This is a genomic window from Arcanobacterium hippocoleae, from assembly GCF_040360365.1.
In the GTDB taxonomy this organism is placed as follows: Bacteria; Actinomycetota; Actinomycetes; order Actinomycetales; family Actinomycetaceae; genus Arcanobacterium_A; species Arcanobacterium_A hippocoleae_A.
Genome location: NZ_CP136412.1, coordinates 1,077,437 through 1,093,288, shown reverse-complemented (window position 1 = coordinate 1,093,288; position 15,852 = coordinate 1,077,437). Strand labels below are relative to the sequence as shown.

At 47.8% G+C, this 15,852-nt stretch carries 14 protein-coding genes and 3 pseudogenes; 14 read left to right on the top strand and 3 right to left on the bottom strand.

Going from position 1 to position 15,852, the window contains the following annotated elements; genetic code table 11:
- Nucleotides 1–41: 41 nt before the first annotated feature.
- The 10 genes and pseudogenes from RQN30_RS05685 (at nucleotide 42) to RQN30_RS05640 (ending at nucleotide 8,717) form a co-directional block, all read left to right on the top strand.
- Nucleotides 42–425, top strand: coding sequence for a SpaA isopeptide-forming pilin-related protein (locus RQN30_RS05685; RefSeq protein ID WP_353061628.1), 384 nt, complete (start codon nucleotides 42–44; stop codon nucleotides 423–425).
- Nucleotides 320–1,606, top strand: a complete 1,287-nt coding sequence (locus tag RQN30_RS05680) for a SpaA isopeptide-forming pilin-related protein (RefSeq protein WP_353061627.1) — start codon at nucleotides 320–322, stop codon at nucleotides 1,604–1,606. The genes RQN30_RS05685 and RQN30_RS05680 overlap by 106 nt, the downstream gene beginning before the upstream one ends.
- Nucleotides 1,555–2,358, top strand: a complete 804-nt coding sequence (locus RQN30_RS05675; RefSeq protein WP_353061626.1) for a SpaA isopeptide-forming pilin-related protein — start codon at nucleotides 1,555–1,557, stop codon at nucleotides 2,356–2,358. Before RQN30_RS05680 ends, RQN30_RS05675 begins: the two co-directional genes overlap by 52 nt.
- Entirely contained in the window at nucleotides 2,253–3,785 is a 1,533-nt protein-coding gene (locus RQN30_RS05670) for an MSCRAMM family protein (RefSeq protein WP_353061625.1), read from the top strand. Before RQN30_RS05675 ends, RQN30_RS05670 begins: the two co-directional genes overlap by 106 nt.
- 434 nt (nucleotides 3,786–4,219) lie before the next feature.
- The gene (gene dnaK / locus RQN30_RS05665; RefSeq protein ID WP_353061624.1) at nucleotides 4,220–6,091 is read left to right on the top strand and encodes a molecular chaperone DnaK; all 1,872 of its coding nucleotides are present in this window, start codon (nucleotides 4,220–4,222) and stop codon (nucleotides 6,089–6,091) included.
- A gap of 204 nt (nucleotides 6,092–6,295) precedes the next feature.
- Nucleotides 6,296–6,973, top strand: a complete 678-nt coding sequence (grpE, locus tag RQN30_RS05660; RefSeq protein ID WP_353061623.1) for a nucleotide exchange factor GrpE — start codon at nucleotides 6,296–6,298, stop codon at nucleotides 6,971–6,973.
- 185 nt (nucleotides 6,974–7,158) lie between these two features.
- A pseudogene (locus RQN30_RS05655) lies at nucleotides 7,159–7,275 on the top strand (DnaJ domain-containing protein); the annotation flags it as partial.
- Between the two features lie 227 nt (nucleotides 7,276–7,502).
- Nucleotides 7,503–7,748: a DnaJ C-terminal domain-containing protein gene (locus RQN30_RS05650; protein WP_353061622.1), complete on the top strand. Its 246-nt coding sequence runs from the start codon at nucleotides 7,503–7,505 to the stop codon at nucleotides 7,746–7,748.
- A gap of 26 nt (nucleotides 7,749–7,774) precedes the next feature.
- Nucleotides 7,775–8,161, top strand: a complete 387-nt coding sequence (locus tag RQN30_RS05645; RefSeq protein WP_353061621.1) for a DnaJ C-terminal domain-containing protein — start codon at nucleotides 7,775–7,777, stop codon at nucleotides 8,159–8,161.
- A 16-nt stretch (nucleotides 8,162–8,177) separates the two neighbouring features.
- Nucleotides 8,178–8,717 carry a heat shock protein transcriptional repressor HspR gene (locus RQN30_RS05640; RefSeq protein ID WP_353061620.1) on the top strand — a complete coding sequence of 180 codons (540 nt, stop codon included), beginning with the start codon at nucleotides 8,178–8,180 and terminating at the stop codon, nucleotides 8,715–8,717.
- 82 nt (nucleotides 8,718–8,799) lie between these two features.
- Here the strand turns inward: RQN30_RS05640 and RQN30_RS05635 are convergent, their stop codons facing one another.
- Nucleotides 8,800–9,330 carry an Ltp family lipoprotein gene (locus RQN30_RS05635; RefSeq protein WP_353061619.1) on the bottom strand — a complete coding sequence of 177 codons (531 nt, stop codon included), beginning with the start codon at nucleotides 9,328–9,330 and terminating at the stop codon, nucleotides 8,800–8,802.
- Between the two features lie 820 nt (nucleotides 9,331–10,150).
- Nucleotides 10,151–10,666 (bottom strand): Cys-tRNA(Pro) deacylase, encoded by a 516-nt coding sequence (gene ybaK, locus RQN30_RS05630; RefSeq protein WP_353061618.1) that lies wholly within the window; start codon nucleotides 10,664–10,666, stop codon nucleotides 10,151–10,153.
- Nucleotides 10,667–10,812: 146 nt separating this feature from the next.
- On the opposite strand from ybaK, the gene RQN30_RS05625 reads away from it, so the two are divergent.
- The 3 genes and pseudogenes from RQN30_RS05625 to RQN30_RS05615 all read left to right on the top strand — a co-directional run bounded on the left by RQN30_RS05625 (nucleotide 10,813) and on the right by RQN30_RS05615 (nucleotide 12,335).
- Entirely contained in the window at nucleotides 10,813–11,466 is a 654-nt protein-coding gene (locus RQN30_RS05625; RefSeq protein WP_353061617.1) for a hypothetical protein, read from the top strand.
- Nucleotides 11,463–11,889: pseudogene (locus RQN30_RS05620) on the top strand (glutamate--tRNA ligase family protein); the annotation flags it as partial. The gene RQN30_RS05625 and the pseudogene RQN30_RS05620, both read left to right, overlap by 4 nt.
- 137 nt (nucleotides 11,890–12,026) lie before the next feature.
- Nucleotides 12,027–12,335, top strand: coding sequence for a glutamate--tRNA ligase family protein (locus RQN30_RS05615; protein WP_491608706.1), 309 nt, complete (start codon nucleotides 12,027–12,029; stop codon nucleotides 12,333–12,335).
- Nucleotides 12,336–12,457: 122 nt separating this feature from the next.
- On the opposite strand, the gene RQN30_RS05610 is transcribed toward RQN30_RS05615, so the two are convergent.
- Entirely contained in the window at nucleotides 12,458–12,652 is a 195-nt protein-coding gene (locus tag RQN30_RS05610; protein WP_353061616.1) for an antitoxin, read from the bottom strand.
- 230 nt (nucleotides 12,653–12,882) lie between these two features.
- Here RQN30_RS05610 and clpB point away from each other — a divergent pair.
- Nucleotides 12,883–15,559: pseudogene (clpB, locus tag RQN30_RS05605) on the top strand (ATP-dependent chaperone ClpB).
- Nucleotides 15,560–15,852: the final 293 nt, after the last annotated feature.

Here is a 15,852-nt window from a genome sequence, read left to right as displayed (position 1 = left end):
AAAAGCTTCCGACAAAGGCACAATTTGCTGATGCGGATCAATTGACCGAAGACACGCTTATTGTATACGACGAAAAACAGAAGCCGGAATATGATCTTACTCTTAAGAAGCAGGACGAAAAGGGCCAATACTTGCCGGAAGCTGATTTTGCATTATATAAGAAAGCTGATCCGGTAAATCCGGTTAAGGAATTTCTTACCGGAACAAAAGATATTAATTTGAAGCTGGAAGCAGGCGAATATATTTTGCGGGAGCTTTCGGCGCCGGATGGGTATGTGAAAGTTGATAGTGACATTGAGTTTACGATCAATGATCAGGAGTGGCCCAAACAGGAAAATCCATTGATGGTGTCAACTTTAGCGGTAGCAAGGTTTCAGTTACTAATAAAAAGAAAGTTGCAGCAGAAACTGTCACTCTCAAGGTGAAGAAGACTTGGGATGGGCAAGAAAAAGCAGGTCATCCTGTAACTAAGTTTGGTTTGTTGAAAAATGGGCAACTTGTAGAAAGTACAGTTAAGACATTAACCGCAGATCAGCATGAACTTACTTGGGACAACATCAAGAAGAGCGAGCTTGAGTCATATAATGTGTATGAAGTTAATGAAAATGGTAAAAAGGCTGGAAAGTATATTACTTTAGCTGGTAATACCTATGAGATTTTCCCGAAAGATAATTCGTGGAAGCATGAGGGCGGGAATGTCTATAGCCGGGCCTTTGACAATTCTTCAATAACAGTTATTACTGTGGATAAAGAATGGAAAGGTAAAGATGGAAAAGCGTTAAAAGACATTCCATCAAAGGCGATTATCTACATAACTGCAACTCACGAACAGGGTCAGAGCCCACGATACAATCATTACTTTGACGCTAAGACTAATCGTAATGATTACTACGTTTCGTCGGGGTTCAAGAAACTTTCTTTCCAAGAAGAAAATGCGGCATTAGAGCTGGGCAAGCAGGTTGAAGTTGCAATTGATGGCAGAACTTTCCTTGCAACTCTTTCGCAGGTGAAGGAAAATCATTATAAGGTTGTGAACCAAGAAAAGCCGGATAAATTTGCTGTGACTTTTAAGAAGTTGGATGAAGCTGGAAAGGCTTTGGCGGACGCGAAGTTTGGTTTATATAAGAAAGCTGATCCGGTAAATCCGGTTAAGGAATTCCTTACTGGAACAAAAGATATTAATTTGAAGCTGGAAGCAGGCGAATATGTTTTGCGGGAGCTTTCGGCGCCGGATGGGTATGTGAAAGTTGCTGAGGATATAAAGTTTGCGGTTGATGATAAAGGTAAAGTCACTCAAACGGGTGAGTCCATTGATGGTGTTGAATTTAAAGGCAATACGGTTTCAGTTACTAATAAAAAGAAAGTTGCAGCAGAAACTGTCACTCTCAAGGTGAAGAAGACTTGGGATGGGCAAGAGAAAGCAGGTCATCCTGTAACTAAGTTCGGTTTGTTCAAAGCCGGCAAGCTTCTGCCAGATACGGTGCAAACGTTAAATGCGGATCAGCATGAACTTACTTGGACTGGGATTAAAAGAGTGAACTTCCGTTATATAAGGTGTATGAGCTTACCGAAAATGACGAAAAAGCTGAAAAGTACATCACTTTAGACGGTAAAACCTATAAAGTTGTTCCAAAGGTTACTGAGTGGCAAGCCGAAGAAAAGAATGTTTACAGCTATGCCTATGACAATTCTCTTGTAACAGTTGTTACCGTAGAAAAGGAATGGAAAGGTAAAGACGGAGCAGAATTAACTGCTGGTTTACCAACTGCAGCAATAGATATAACGGCAGCTAACGAAGCCGGGAAAACTATTAGCGAAAGCCATGACTTTAATGCCGAAACTAAGAGCAACAAGTACTATATTTCAGCTGCATTCAATAAGTATTCTTTTAAAGAAGGGAATGTGGCGCTGCAGCTTGATCAGCAGGTTGAAGTTGCAATTGATGGCAGAACTTTCCTTGCAACTCTTTCTAAAGCGGGCGAGAATCGTTATAAGGTTGTGAATCAAGAAAAGCCGGATAAATTTGCTGTGACTTTTAAGAAGTTGGATGAAGCTGGAAAGGCTTTGGCGGACGCGAAGTTTGGTTTATATAAGAAAGCTGATCCGGTAAATCCGGTTAAGGAATTTCTTACTGGAACAAAAGATATTAATTTGAAGCTGGAAGCAGGCGAATATGTTTTGCGGGAGCTTTCGGCGCCGGATGGGTATGTGAAAGTTGCTGAGGATATCACTTTTAAAATTAATGATCAGGAGTGGCCCAAACAGGCAAATCCATTGATGGTGTTGAATTTAAAGGCAATACGGTTTCAGTTACTAATAAAAAGAAAGTTGCAGCAGAAACTGTCACTCTCAAGGTGAAGAAGACTTGGGATGGGAAAGAGAAAGCAGGTCATCCTGTAACTAAGTTCGGTTTGTTCAAAGCCGGCAAGCTTGTGCCAGATACGGTGCAAACGTTAAATGCGGATCAGCATGAACTTACTTGGACTGGGATTAAAAAGAGTGAACTTGAATCCTATTATGTCTATGAGCTTAACGAAAAGAATGAAAAGCCTATTAAATATATCGTCTTAGGTGATACAACCTATGAAGTAATTCCGCCTGCGAATAAGTGGGTAGAAGATTCGCCAAATGTCTATAGCCGGATCTTTGATAATGTCCGCATGTCGGTGATTACTATCGAAAAGGAATGGAAAGACAAATCTGGTGGGGAGCTGAAAGACGATTCATTGAAATCAATGATATTCCTCGAAGCTTCTGATGATAAAGGGCATAATGTTCGAGAGAATCATGATTTTACTACCACGGTTACGAGTAATGATTACTACATCGCGGCTGCTTTGAATAAGTATTCTTTTAAAGAAGGGAATGTGGCGCTGCAGCTTGATCAGCAGGTTGAAGTTGCAATTGATGGCAGAACTTTCCTTGCAACTCTTTCGCAGGTGAAAGAAAATCATTATAAGGTTGTGAACCAAGAAAAGCCGGATGCCCCAAAAGAGCATAAGGTTAAGGTGAGTAAGCGGGCTTTGGCTGTGGATGGTGTTGAGCTTGCTGGTGCTTCTTTGCAGGTGTTTGCTCGGGTTGCTGGTGAGCAGGTTGGGGATCCGGTTCATGAGTGGGTCTCTGGTAAGGTGCCGCATGAGTTTGTGTTGACTGCTGGTGAGTATCGTCTTGTTGAGAGTGCTGCTCCGCAGGGTTATGAGGTTGCGACGGCGATTGATTTCACTGTTGGTGTGGATGGAAGTGTTAGTGTGGGTGAGACCCGGCTTGATTCTGATGCTCCGATTGTGATGGTTGATGCTTTGGCTGATTATCCGGTTAAGGTGAGTAAGCGGGCTTTGGCTGTGGATGGTGTTGAGCTTGCTGGTGCTTCTTTGCAGGTGTTTGCTCGGGTTGCTGGTGAGCAGGTTGGGGATCCGGTTCATGAGTGGGTCTCTGGTAAGGTGCCGCATGAGTTTGTGTTGACTGCTGGTGAGTATCGTCTTGTTGAGAGTGCTGCTCCGCAGGGTTATGAGGTTGCGACGGCGATTGATTTCACTGTTGGTGTGGATGGAAGTGTTAGTGTGGGTGAGACCCGGCTTGATTCTGATGCTCCGATTGTGATGGTTGATGCTTTGGCTGAAGCGCCTACTCCTGACATCGAACCAGAAACAAATCAAGACCATTCAGCAGGCAGTGAACTTTCCCAAACCGGAAGCGGAAATGCCACAGCCCTGATTCTATATGCTCTGCTTATTGTGCTGTCAGGAAGCGCATTAATCGCACTTGGATTAAAACGCAGAAAATAAGAGAAGCACTGGCGCAAAGTGCATGTGTGCATAACAATCTGTAACAGAATATAAGTGAAAGCTCCCAGGCAGGAATTAATCTGCTTGGGAGCTTTCCGCATATTAAATTTACATATCGAAACCCGGCAAAACATTCGTGCTGCTAAACAAAATAAAAGCTAACACCAGCAGCTGTGAAATATGTGATTTTTATTTCGGGAATAAAACTAACACATAAAAAGTTGAGTGTATTAGACTCAAGAATTACTCAGCCGATTTGACGCAAGTCGATGAAGCGTAGCAAACTTGAGAACGAAGAAATTTTCAAAGCTGCTAGATTGGAAATTTCGCCGACGCAAAAGCTGCGGAAGATAACAGGAAATAAACAAAAGAGTTCTTACGGCTAATGCGGACGGCAGAGCAGACGATTTAGCACAGAAGAAGGAGAATATGACATGGCTCGTGCAGTAGGCATCGATCTTGGTACTACAAACTCAGTAGTTTCTGTACTTGAAGGCGGCGAACCAACCGTTATTGCAAACGCTGAAGGCGCCCGCACCACGCCATCCGTCGTCGGTTTTTCAAAGACGGGTGAAGTTCTCGTCGGTGAAATCGCAAAGCGGCAGGCAGTAACAAATGTTGACCGGACAATTTCCTCGGTAAAACGCTACATGGGCGATTCTGCTTGGAAAGTCGATATTGACGATAAGAGCTATAACGCACAGCAGATTTCCGCATTTATCTTACAGAAACTAAAGAAAGATGCGGAAGCATATCTTGGTGAACCGGTAACAGATGCCGTCATCACTGTTCCGGCATACTTTAACGACGCACAGCGCCAGGCAACAAAAGATGCCGGGCAGATTGCTGGTCTGAATGTGCAGCGGATCGTAAACGAACCGACAGCTGCAGCTCTTGCATACGGACTCGAAAAAGGGAAAGAAGATGAGCTGATTCTCGTCTTTGATCTTGGCGGCGGCACGTTCGATGTTTCACTCCTCGAAGTGGGCAAGGATGAAGACGAATTCTCTACAATTCAGGTGCGCGCAACCTCCGGCGACAACAAACTCGGCGGTGACGATTGGGATCAGCGTATCGTTGATTGGCTTGTTGCCCAGGTGAAGAACAACTACGGTGCAGACCTTTCCAAAGATAAGATTGCACTCCAGCGTTTGAAAGAAGCAGCTGAGCAGGCGAAGAAAGAACTTTCCTCAGCTGCCTCCACAAACATCACCTTGCAATACCTTTCAATGAGTGAAAACGGGCCAATCCACTTGGATGAGAAACTCACCCGTGCAAAATTCGAAGAAATGACAAAAGACCTGCTTGAACGCACAAAGATTCCGTTCAAGAAAGTAATCGAAGATGCAGAAATTAAGCTTTCGGAGATTGATCACGTGGTACTCGTCGGCGGTTCTACCCGAATGCCGGCTGTTACCGAAGTGGTAAAGGAACTCACCGGCGGGCGCGAACCAAACAAGGGTGTGAATCCGGATGAGGTAGTCGCCGTCGGTGCTGCACTCCAGGCCGGTGTGATTACCGGCGACCGCAAAGACGTGCTGCTGATTGACGTCACCCCGCTTTCTCTCGGTATTGAAACCAAAGGCGGCATGATGACCACGCTCATTGAGCGGAACACCGCAATCCCGACCAAGCGCAGCGAAGTCTTCTCCACTGCCGAAGACAACCAACCGTCGGTATTGATTCAGGTCTACCAGGGCGAGCGCTCTTTCGCGCGCGATAATAAGCTCTTGGGTACTTTCGAACTCAGCGGTATCGCTCCGGCTCCGCGCGGTGTGCCGCAGATTGAAGTGACTTTTGATATTGATGCAAACGGCATCGTGCATGTGTCCGCAAAGGATCGCGGCACTGGTCAAGAACAGTCAGTAACAATCACCGGCGGTTCAGCACTTTCGAAAGAAGATATCGACCGGATGGTGAAAGAAGCTGAAGAACACGCTGCAGAAGATGAGAAGCGCAAGGAAGAAGCTGAGGTGCGCAACTCTGCCGAACAGCAGGTTTATGCAATCGAGAAACTGCTCAAGGACAACGCCGACAAGCTTGAAGATTCCGTCGTAACCGAAGTTAAAGAAGCAAACGACGGCTTGCGCAAAGCACTCGAAGGGGAAGATCTTGCAGCGATTAAAGCAGCACAAGAAGTGCTGAACGAAAAGTCGCAGAAGATCGGCGAAGCACTTTACGCGCAGGCACAAGCAGCTGCAGCTGCTGAAAATGCCGGCGGTGCAGCAGAAGCTGGCGCAAACGCAGCTGGTGACGAAAATGTGGTTGACGCTGAAATCGTAGATGACGAGAACGAAAAGAAGTAAACAGTTTTCACGATTTCAAGCTAGAACTGGAAATTAGCGCAAAATGAGGGCTGGCAAGCAAATCTATGGTTGCTGGCCCTCATTGGCAAAATAAGTTTTGAACAGGTTGCTTTTTGCAGTCAGTAAAAAGAACCGAAGGGCAGCAGATTTTCGCAGATGATAGTGCTAACTGCAAGAAAACTGTTAACGATATGGGGTGCAAATATGGCTGATGAAATGAATAACGAAAAACATTTCGACGAGATAGCGCAGGAAACTGCTCCAGGTTCGGCGAAAGAAAAATTAGATGCTGCAGGAAATTCTGAAACTGCGGAAACTGATAAAACTGCGGACACTGCGGAAAATGCTGCCGATTCGCTGCCGTCAGATGCAGATTCAGCAGCAGAATCTGCAGATATCCCCGCGGAAGAAAATACCGGCAAGCTTTCCGAACTGGATCAGGCACTGTTGGAAGCGGCAGACCTGAAAGAACAACTTGCGCGCCGTAATGCTGATTTGTATAACGTACAGCAAGAATATTCGAATTATGTGAAACGGACCCGTCTTGAAGCACAGGCGCATAAAGAAGCCGGTGTGCAGAAAGTACTTGAAACACTCTTCAGCGTGCTTGATAATGCTGCGCTTGCGCGTGAACATGGCGAACTTACCGGACCGGCCGGAAAAGTAGTTGCTGAACTGGAAAATACGCTGCGTACGAATTTCAGTCTTGAACGTTTCGGATCCGTCGGTGATGAATTCGATCCGACGATTCATGAAGCATTAATGCATCAAACTTCTGCAGATGCGGAAAAGGAAGAAGTTTCTGTGCTGATCCAAGCCGGATACAAACAAGGCGAGAAAATACTGCGCCCGGCTCGCGTTGGTGTGATTTCACCCGAGTAAGAGATTTCATCAGATGAAAGTTACGACGGCGGACCGGGAAAGAGCAGCTGCAGTCCGGTGCGGGAGCTACGGTGTGAAATACGGGCACCGGCAGAGAAAAATCTGCCGTGAAAATAAATATAAATACAAGTTTTGGGGGTGAGGTGTGATGGCTAGTCAAGATTGGCTGACGAAAGATTTTTATCGTGATCTCGGCGTGGAAAAACGGCGGCGAAAGCGGAAATAAAAAGGCTTATCGCAAACTCGCACGAAAGTACCATCCGGATCAAAATCCGGGCGATAAAGCTGCGGAAGAAAAGTTTAAGCAAGTTTCGGAAGCATATCAGGTACTTTCGGATGATGAGGACCGGAAACAATACGATGCGATTCGTGCAATGGGCGGATCGGGCGCACGTTTCTCCGCGGGCGGCGCAGGCGGATTTGAAGATATTTTTCTGCCTTTGCCGGCGGTACCGGCGGTGCCGGACGTGCAGCGTATGCAACAGGCGGCGGGCAAACTCCGCCCGGATTTGAAGATATTCTTTCTTCAATGTTTGGTGCCGGTGCTCCGCAGCCTGATGGACGCGGCGGTTTCGGTTTTAACGGTTTTGGTTCACGCAGACGCCCTGAACGCGGCGGAGACATCACGGCATCTGTCTCGATTCCGCTGCATGATGCGGTTTATGGGACGACGGTGAAAGTGAATGCGCCAACCGGCGCGGTAAGCGCACGAGTACCAAAAGGCGTAACAAACGGGCAAAAAATTCGAATTCCGAAAAAGGCAAACCGGGTGTAAATGGTGGAGAACCGGGAGATATCTTAGTGAAAATCACGGTAGAACCACATCCGGTTTATGAACTTCGCGGAAAAGATGTGTATGTAAACGTGCCGATTTCTTTCGACGAAGCTGCGCTTGGAGCGACGATTGAAGTACCGGCGCTTGACGGCGAAATTGTGCGGGTAAAAGTTCCCGCAGGTTCATCAACCGATAAAACAATGCGGGTGCGCGGAAAAGGTATTGAGAATCCGAAAGGCGAACGTTCCGATATGTACGTGCGCTTGAAAGTGGTGGTTCCGAAGTCCCTTTCGGAGGAATCACGAGCTGCGGTGGAAGCATTCCGGGCAGCTGCTGCAGGTGCTGATCCGCGCGCCGAGTTTCGAGCATGGCAAAACTTTAAACGGAAGTTTCAAGTTAGCATCGGATTTTGATTTCTAAGGAGAGGCGATGGCAAAAGTTTCACGCAGTGCGCCGATTTTAACGGTTTCGGTAGCAGCAGAACTTGCGGGAATGCATCCGCAGACGGTTCGCCAATATGACCGGCTCGGGCTTGTGGTGGCAAAACGCACCCGCGGCGGAGGCCGTCGCTACTCCTTGAATGATGTTGATCAGCTTTTGCGGATTCAGGCGCTCTCGCAGGAAGAGGGGATTAATCTTGCAGGAATTGCGCGGATCGTAGAGCTTGAGAACGAGGTTGAAAAACTTCGGTTACGTAACGCAAAGCTGCAGCATAAGATTGAGAAAATGCAGATTCTTGGGGAATTTATGCGTTCGGAGTTGGAGCGGTTTACGTCGCGGGAACATCGGGTTTTTGCGGCTTCAGCGACGGGCGATGTGACGGTGGCGCAGCGTTTTCATCAGCTGCGGGCAGCATTGCATGAAGCTGATTTGCGTGAGGCTGATATGCGCGATGAAGTTTCAGTGCCGGACTCTGCTGGCGGGATGGTGCTGTGGAATCCGCGCAATATCACTATTTTCCAGCGGTAATGTATTTTATGTTGCAGGGATGAACTCAAATCAGCTCACCCCCGCAAGCTTGATATTATCGATTTTAATTTCAGCGGATTATTTACTTGCCAAGATTTTCAATTGCCCACTGTGCTTCTTCCGGAGTGAATTTTTCACCATGTGCAGAAGTTAGTTGATCTTTTATTGCATCCGGAGACATGTTCATTGTCTCTTCGTACGATTTTGCTTTTTCAAGTGCGTTTTTCTTGAAATCAGCTTTCAAATTATCGACGGCATATTGCGCGGCTTCGGGAGAAAACTTCTCACCGTATTTAGAGGTTAATTGATCGTAAATTCCTTGTTTAGACATGTGCATCATGTCGGAATATGACTCTGCTTTCCTTAGCGCATTTTCATATTCCTTAGGTACATCTGGCGTGGATTTTTCCGCTTTTTCCTGCTGATTTTTCGGAGATTTACTTTCGGTAGATTTTTCTGTAACACTTGTAGATTTTGCGGAAGAAGAACCGGTTTCATCTTTGCCTTGCAGGTATGCGCTGATACCGCCGATTGCTACAATCGCGACAATAATAATGAACCAAATTCGCTGATAGAATGGTTTTTCTGACTTTACGCCTTGGGTTTGTGCCATTTGTGGACTCCTATGCTGATTTTCTTGCGAAATTCGCTAATTAGCTTCGTTTTAGAGGTTTGAAGCTATTATCCCCCCCAATTGGTGTCAAATTTTTATGTATGTGCTGCTTCATTTATGAACAGTGTGGTTTCTGTGGTGTAAGGGGATGATAAAAGAAAAATTTATTCGAGAATTTGATCTAATATCCGTCCGTAACTAATACCGCTTGCATCGTTTAATAAGAACTCTCCGCTCAGCATACAGAAAACGGCATTGGAGGTTAGTGCAGACGGGAATTGCTTAAGTGTAAGATTTCGAATTTGAAAGTCCGAATCTTCAAAAAGTTCAATATTTTTAATTCGGGATACCGAGTATTTTGGTACAGATATCTTGCATTCAAATTTGCCTGGTAAAAATTTATTATCACTTAAATAGTGCAGTCTGGATACACTTGGGTGAAGACTTTGGATCTTCGTAAATCGCGGAAAAGTATGTTTGACTGATATTTTTCAAATGTTTCTACTCCCTGAAACACAAGATCCAAAACATGCAGTGCGGCAGTATTTACTTGCGCTACTTGCGGATTAGATTGCAGGCAAACGATAAAATCGTTTTGCAGCACAACCGAATCCCCAATTGAATAAACACCTCCTAATGCAGCTGCTTGATGGAAACCTAAAAGCGTAGATATATTCCAAAATCACCTAACGGAGTTGTGTCAACGCTTTCTAAGAGATGGCGTTTATGATCCCTGAAACTGCAAGTTATGCGAGTTTCAGTTTGTTTATTACGGGAACGCTTCAACATTTTAATTACCATGGGTAGCAAGCTTTAGAAATTACAGCGTAATATTTGCGAATTTTCCTTGGATTGCTTGCGATAGGTCTTTTGCCGATATCCGCAGTGAAAGTGAACGTTTCCCGCCGGAAACTAGGATCGTATCGCAGCTAAGCGCACTTTCATGAATTATCGTTGGAAACAAGCGCTTTTGCCCGATTGGGGAAATCCCGCCTCTGATATAACCAGTGATTCGTTCAGCTTTCATTGGATCCATCATTGCTGCGCTTTTCGCCCCGAGCGCTTTTGCAATCGACTTCAAATTCAATTTCTCCGAGGCCGGAACCACGCCGACGGCTGCTTTCCCTGAATCCGTCTCTACCATTAACGTCTTAAAAACCGTATGCGGATCGACCCCGAGCACGCCGGCGGTGTCGAGCGCAAAACCCTGATCCATCGTATCGCTATGCTCATACTCGATCAGCTCGTAAGGTATACCGAGATTATTCAATACTTGCAATGCGGGAGTAGCGCCCTGCCCAGCTCCGTCGCCGTCGTGCTTCTTTTTCTTTGCCATGCGCCTATTATAGTTGGCTAATTCCGGCTATGCTGCACATATTATGTTGGACCGATTCCAGCTCGGTGTTTTCCTACGGACGAAACTTTAATCTCGCCCACAGATTTCTTAATATGACTGGCAGTTACTTTGCCTGGAGTTCACAGGTGTATGAAAATGGGGATATGAGTTTTAAGTTTGCGATTCGCTCAGCTAATCTTGCAGAGGCTGAAGATATTTTCCAGCTGCTTGTGAATGCTAATATTTTTGACGGCACACTCGAAGCACTGACGGCAGAGATTATGGGTACTCGAAGTGCTACTTACTGGGTTGCTGCCCGAGATGGTCTGCTTCTTGGTGTGCTTCGTGCGTCTGCACTTGGCGCTGGATTTTCACGGAGTATTGCCGTCGATCAAATCGTATTCGCTCCGGCATTGCAAACTTGCGCAAAAGACATCTCCGCACTTGAAGTAGTAACGATGCTGCTTGCGCGGGCGCTTGGTGATATTCCGGCTTTCGCCGTCGTTAACGAAGCACAGTACCCGCAAGATCTGCAAGAACTGGATGGATTGCAGGAAACTTCAATGCTTGCACCGCTGCCAGCGCTTGCACTTATTTCAAAAGCGCTGCTTGCTGCAGGTTTTGCTCCGGAAATAACAGCGGGAACATCAGGAGAATCTGCGGAATTAGGAGAATCGGCAGAGTTGGCGGAATCTGGGGAACGAGTTGAAAATGGCGGCAGCGTAACGCTCTCGGTGCGGAAACAACTCGCCAATGTGCTTGGGGCGCATGTGCTGGGCGGGCAGGTGTTTGTACGATGATGAAACCAAAAATCGGAGCAGGGCGGTATGCTCCTTCCCCGTCGGGAGATTTACATTTGGGAAATTTGCGTACTGCGCTTTTGGCGTGGGCTTTTGCGCGTTATGACGGCAGGAAGTTTTTTACGGATCGAAGATCTTGATGCGCGTTCGCGGCCAGAGCACGAAGCCAGTCAATTACGCGATTTGGAAGCTTTGGGTATTGATTGGGATGGCACGCCGGTACGTCAGTCTGAACGTCTGGAAATTTATCAGGAAATTTTCCAGACGCTCCAGGCACAGGGTTTGCTTTATGAATGTTACTGCACGCGCAAGGATTTGAACGATGTGGCATCAGCACCGCACCGTCCGCCCGGATCATATCCGGGCACATGCCGGAATCTTTCGCGAGACGAGCGAAAAGAGCGGGCTGCAAGATTGCAAAATCGCGGTCCGGCTTTCCGGATAAAAACAGAGCTCAGCGAAATGACCGTTGTTGACCGAAACTATGGTGCATATCGCGGCGCGATTGATGATCTAGTAATTATGCGCGGCGACGGCGTTTTTCGTATAATTTCGTTTCCGTGGTCGATGACGCGCTCACAGGCGTCGGGCAAATCGTGCGCGGGGATGATTTACTCCCGTCGGTACCGCGGCAAATTTATCTGCAGCAGATGCTCGGTTATCCGCAGCCTGAATATGCGCATGTGCCGCTGGTGCTTAACTCTGCCGGAGTCCGCCTTGCCAAGCGCGACGGCGCAGTAACGTTAAAACAGCTCGCTGCGCAAGGAATTTCGGCGGCAGAAATTGTTGGGATGCTCAGCCTTTCACTCGGGTTGCCGAAAGCAGGGTCGGCGGCGGAGTTTCTTGAAGTTTTTATCCGCAAAAGCTGATTCTCGATCCTTGGCGGTACACCGAAAGCGCAATAGGTAAAGAGAGCCTGTAAAGAGCAGCCGATAAATATTGAGCAAATATTGAATAAATATCTAATCCGCTCGTGGTGAAAAAATTTTAGTTATTCGCTGCCGAGGTTTTTGTCGATAGATTCGCGAACCTGGTCGATTTGTGCGGTTTTGCCGGTGCCGAGTTTGTTTTTGGCGAATTCTGCACCCTTATCGAGCAGCTGATCGGTTAATTCTTCAGCTTTCTGGGTGTGTAAAGCGTCTTTCGCATTGTTTAATGCATCTTTTGCTGTGTCAAAAATTCCCATTGTAGAAAACTCCTTTTGGCTAATTTCATGCAGTTAAATTTTAGATAAATTTTGCAGCCGAATTTGCTGCAGGCAATAAGATTATATTGGCAACTGTAAAAACCCGCATCCGGAAAAGAAGAAGCAAGTTGAGTGGAATAGACTCAACTTTTTATGCGTTGTACTGACTGACAAAAGAATTCCGCTCGCAGACAGCAATATGAAAGCGAGCGCACACAAGAGGTAAAACAATGGACAAACTGACAACAAAATCGCAAGAAGCAATCGCAGCTGCGATTGAAAAAGCGGTGACGGCAGGCAACCCGCACCTTGAACCGACCCACCTGCTCTCTGCGCTGCTCGCGCAAGAAGACGGCGTAGCAAACGCGCTGTTAGAAGCAGCCGGTGCAAATCGCAGCGATATTCAAACCAGGGTAAAAGGTTCACTTGCCGCGCTTCCGGGTGTATCCGGCTCTGCCGTATCGCAGCCGCAGCCTTCGCGGAATCTTTCACTAGTACTCAGCAGCGCCGGTAAGGAAGCGGCAGCACTTGGGGATTCTTATATTTCCACTGAGCACCTTTTACTTGCGCTTTCCGAAAGCCAGCATTCCGCAGGGAAATCCTCCGCGCTGCAGGAGCGGCTCATGATGTTCTTACAGCAGCCTTGCCGAATGTGCGCGGATCGAAGAAAGTGGATAGCCCCGATCCGGAAGGCACTTTCAAAGCGCTTGAAAAGTACGGAAATGATTTAACCGCAATGGCTCGTGCCGGAAAACTCGATCCGGTAATCGGCCGCGATTTTGAGATTCGCCGTGTGGTGCAGGTACTTTCACGGCGAACCAAAAATAATCCGGTACTAATTGGTGAACCGGGTGTGGGAAAGACTGCCGTCGTTGAAGGGCTTGCACAGCGAATCGTCGACGGCGACGTGCCGGATTCGTTAGCCGGAAAACGCCTGATATCTCTCGATATTGCCGGAATGGTTGCTGGGGCAAAGTATCGCGGCGAATTTGAAGAGCGTTTAAAAGCAGTGCTGCAGGAGATTAAAGATGCCGACGGCGAAGTAATTACCTTTATTGATGAGCTGCACACCGTAGTGGGGGCCGGCGGCGGAGCTGACGGCGCGATGGACGCCGGAAATATGCTCAAGCCAATGCTTGCCCGAGGAGAGCTGCGGCTCGTCGGCGCCACCACACTTGATGAATACCGTGAGCACGTGGAAAAGATCCGGCGCTTGAACGCCGATTCCAGCAGGTGTATGTTGGCGAGCCGTCGGTGGAAGATACCGTCGCAATCTTACGCGGAATCGCACCGAAGTACGAGGCGCACCACAAGGTTACAATTTCCGACAGCGCACTGGTAGCGGCAGCTGCGCTTTCAGACCGGTACATTTCCGGGCGGCAGCTTCCGGATAAAGCAATTGACTTAATCGACGAAGCCGCTTCCCGACTGCGGATGGAGCTCGATTCTTCGCCAGAGGAAATTGATGTGCTTCAACGGCAAGTAAACCGGTTGAAAATGGAACAGGCATACCTGAAAGAAACTGAAGGCGATCGCGATGAAGCTGCGGCAGATCGGCTGGAAAAAATTGAAGCCGAACTTGCTGATCGTTCTGAAGAACTTGCGGCGCTGAATGCACGGTGGGAATCTGAAAAAGCCGGGCGGAATCAAGTGGGCGATTTGCGTGTGAAACTTGATGAACTGCGTACCGAACTGGAGAAAGCAATCCGTGAAGGACGTTACGAAGACGCCGGAAGAATTCAAAACGGTGAGATTCCAGCCGTTGAACAGGAAATTACGGCAGCAGAAGCGGCGGAAAGCCAAGCGCGGAATTCAGACACTGGAACCGCAGCGCATGCGCCGATGATCGCCGAAAAAGTTGATGCCGACGGAATCGCGGAAGTAGTTGCGGCATGGACCGGGATTCCACTTGGGCGAATAATGCAGGGCGAGACGGAGAAACTGTTGCGGATGGAGGAATATCTCGGGCAGCGGCTGATTGGCCAGAAACAGGCAGTTTCAGCAGTCTCTGATGCTGTACGGCGCTCAAGGGCGGGTGTTTCTGATCCGAATCGTCCTACCGGCTCATTCCTTTTCCTTGGTCCGACGGGTGTAGGGAAAACTGAGTTAGCAAAGTCTCTCGCGGAACTGCTTTTCGACGATGAACGTTCGATGGTCCGCGTTGACATGTCTGAATACAGTGAGAAACATTCCGTCGCTCGCCTTATCGGCGCTCCGCCAGGATACGTCGGTTATGAAGAGGGAGGGCAGCTGACCGAAGCAGTCCGGCGCCGTCCGTATGGCGTAGTGCTGCTTGATGAGGTTGAAAAAGCGCATCCGGAAGTCTTTGATATTTTACTGCAAGTGCTTGACGATGGAAGACTTACCGACGGGCAGGGGCGGACTGTAGATTTTCGAAATACCATCTTGATTCTCACCTCAAATATTGGATCGCAATTCCTCACTAATCCGGATTTGCCGGCGGAAGAAAAGAATAATGCGGTGATGGCTGCAGTGCATGCGCATTTTAAACCGGAATTCTTGAACCGTTTGGATGATGTGGTGATGTTTGATCCGCTCACGATTGCCGAGATTGGCAAGATTGCGGATTTGCAATTGGCGCAGCTGGCAGTGCGTTTGCAGGAGCGGAGAATTTCTTTCACACTCACTGAAGCTGCGAAAGATGTGTTAACAGTGAATGGTTACGATTCGGCCTACGGTGCTCGTCCGCTGCGCCGCCTGATCCAAAGCGAGATTGGCGACCAGCTTGCGCGGATGCTGCTTAGCGGCAAAGTTCGCGACGGGGATGCGCTGCTCGTGGATGCAGCTGAGCCGGATACTTCGGAGCTTGCGGTGTTTGCGGAAACCGGCAGTAATGGCGGATTCGTGAATCGTCGCCACAGACTCGTTTTGAAAGTGCAGGATTAAAACTTTTTCCGCTGCTGATAATGATTTCAGCAAAACTGAGAGCGGTACTCGGGTGCGGCAGTGCCGCTCTCAGTTAGAACCAGCTGTGGTTAGTGTGTAAGCTGCAGGATTATGATAACGACGGGATTGCCGGCGTTACGTAAAACCGCGGATTTTTCTGCCAGTTGCGTTATCCAAAGCAGATCCTGCCACGCTTATGTAAGCCCGCAAGCATTTTGCCGCTAGTTGCGTGCCTTGGCGCGAACTTCGCCATTACTTGCGTAATTTCACGGGCACTTTGCTACCAGTTACGT

Coding starts and splice junctions, on each gene's coding strand:
- dnaK (WP_353061624.1), top strand. CDS start 4,220: ATGGCTCGTGCAGTAGGCATCGATCTTGGTACTACAAACTCAGTAGTT.
- RQN30_RS05610 (WP_353061616.1), bottom strand. CDS start 12,652: ATGGGAATTTTTGACACAGCAAAAGATGCATTAAACAATGCGAAAGAC.
- RQN30_RS05635 (WP_353061619.1), bottom strand. CDS start 9,330: ATGGCACAAACCCAAGGCGTAAAGTCAGAAAAACCATTCTATCAGCGA.
- RQN30_RS05650 (WP_353061622.1), top strand. CDS start 7,503: ATGTTTGGTGCCGGTGCTCCGCAGCCTGATGGACGCGGCGGTTTCGGT.
- grpE (WP_353061623.1), top strand. CDS start 6,296: ATGGCTGATGAAATGAATAACGAAAAACATTTCGACGAGATAGCGCAG.
- RQN30_RS05640 (WP_353061620.1), top strand. CDS start 8,178: ATGGCAAAAGTTTCACGCAGTGCGCCGATTTTAACGGTTTCGGTAGCA.
- ybaK (WP_353061618.1), bottom strand. CDS start 10,666: ATGGCAAAGAAAAAGAAGCACGACGGCGACGGAGCTGGGCAGGGCGCT.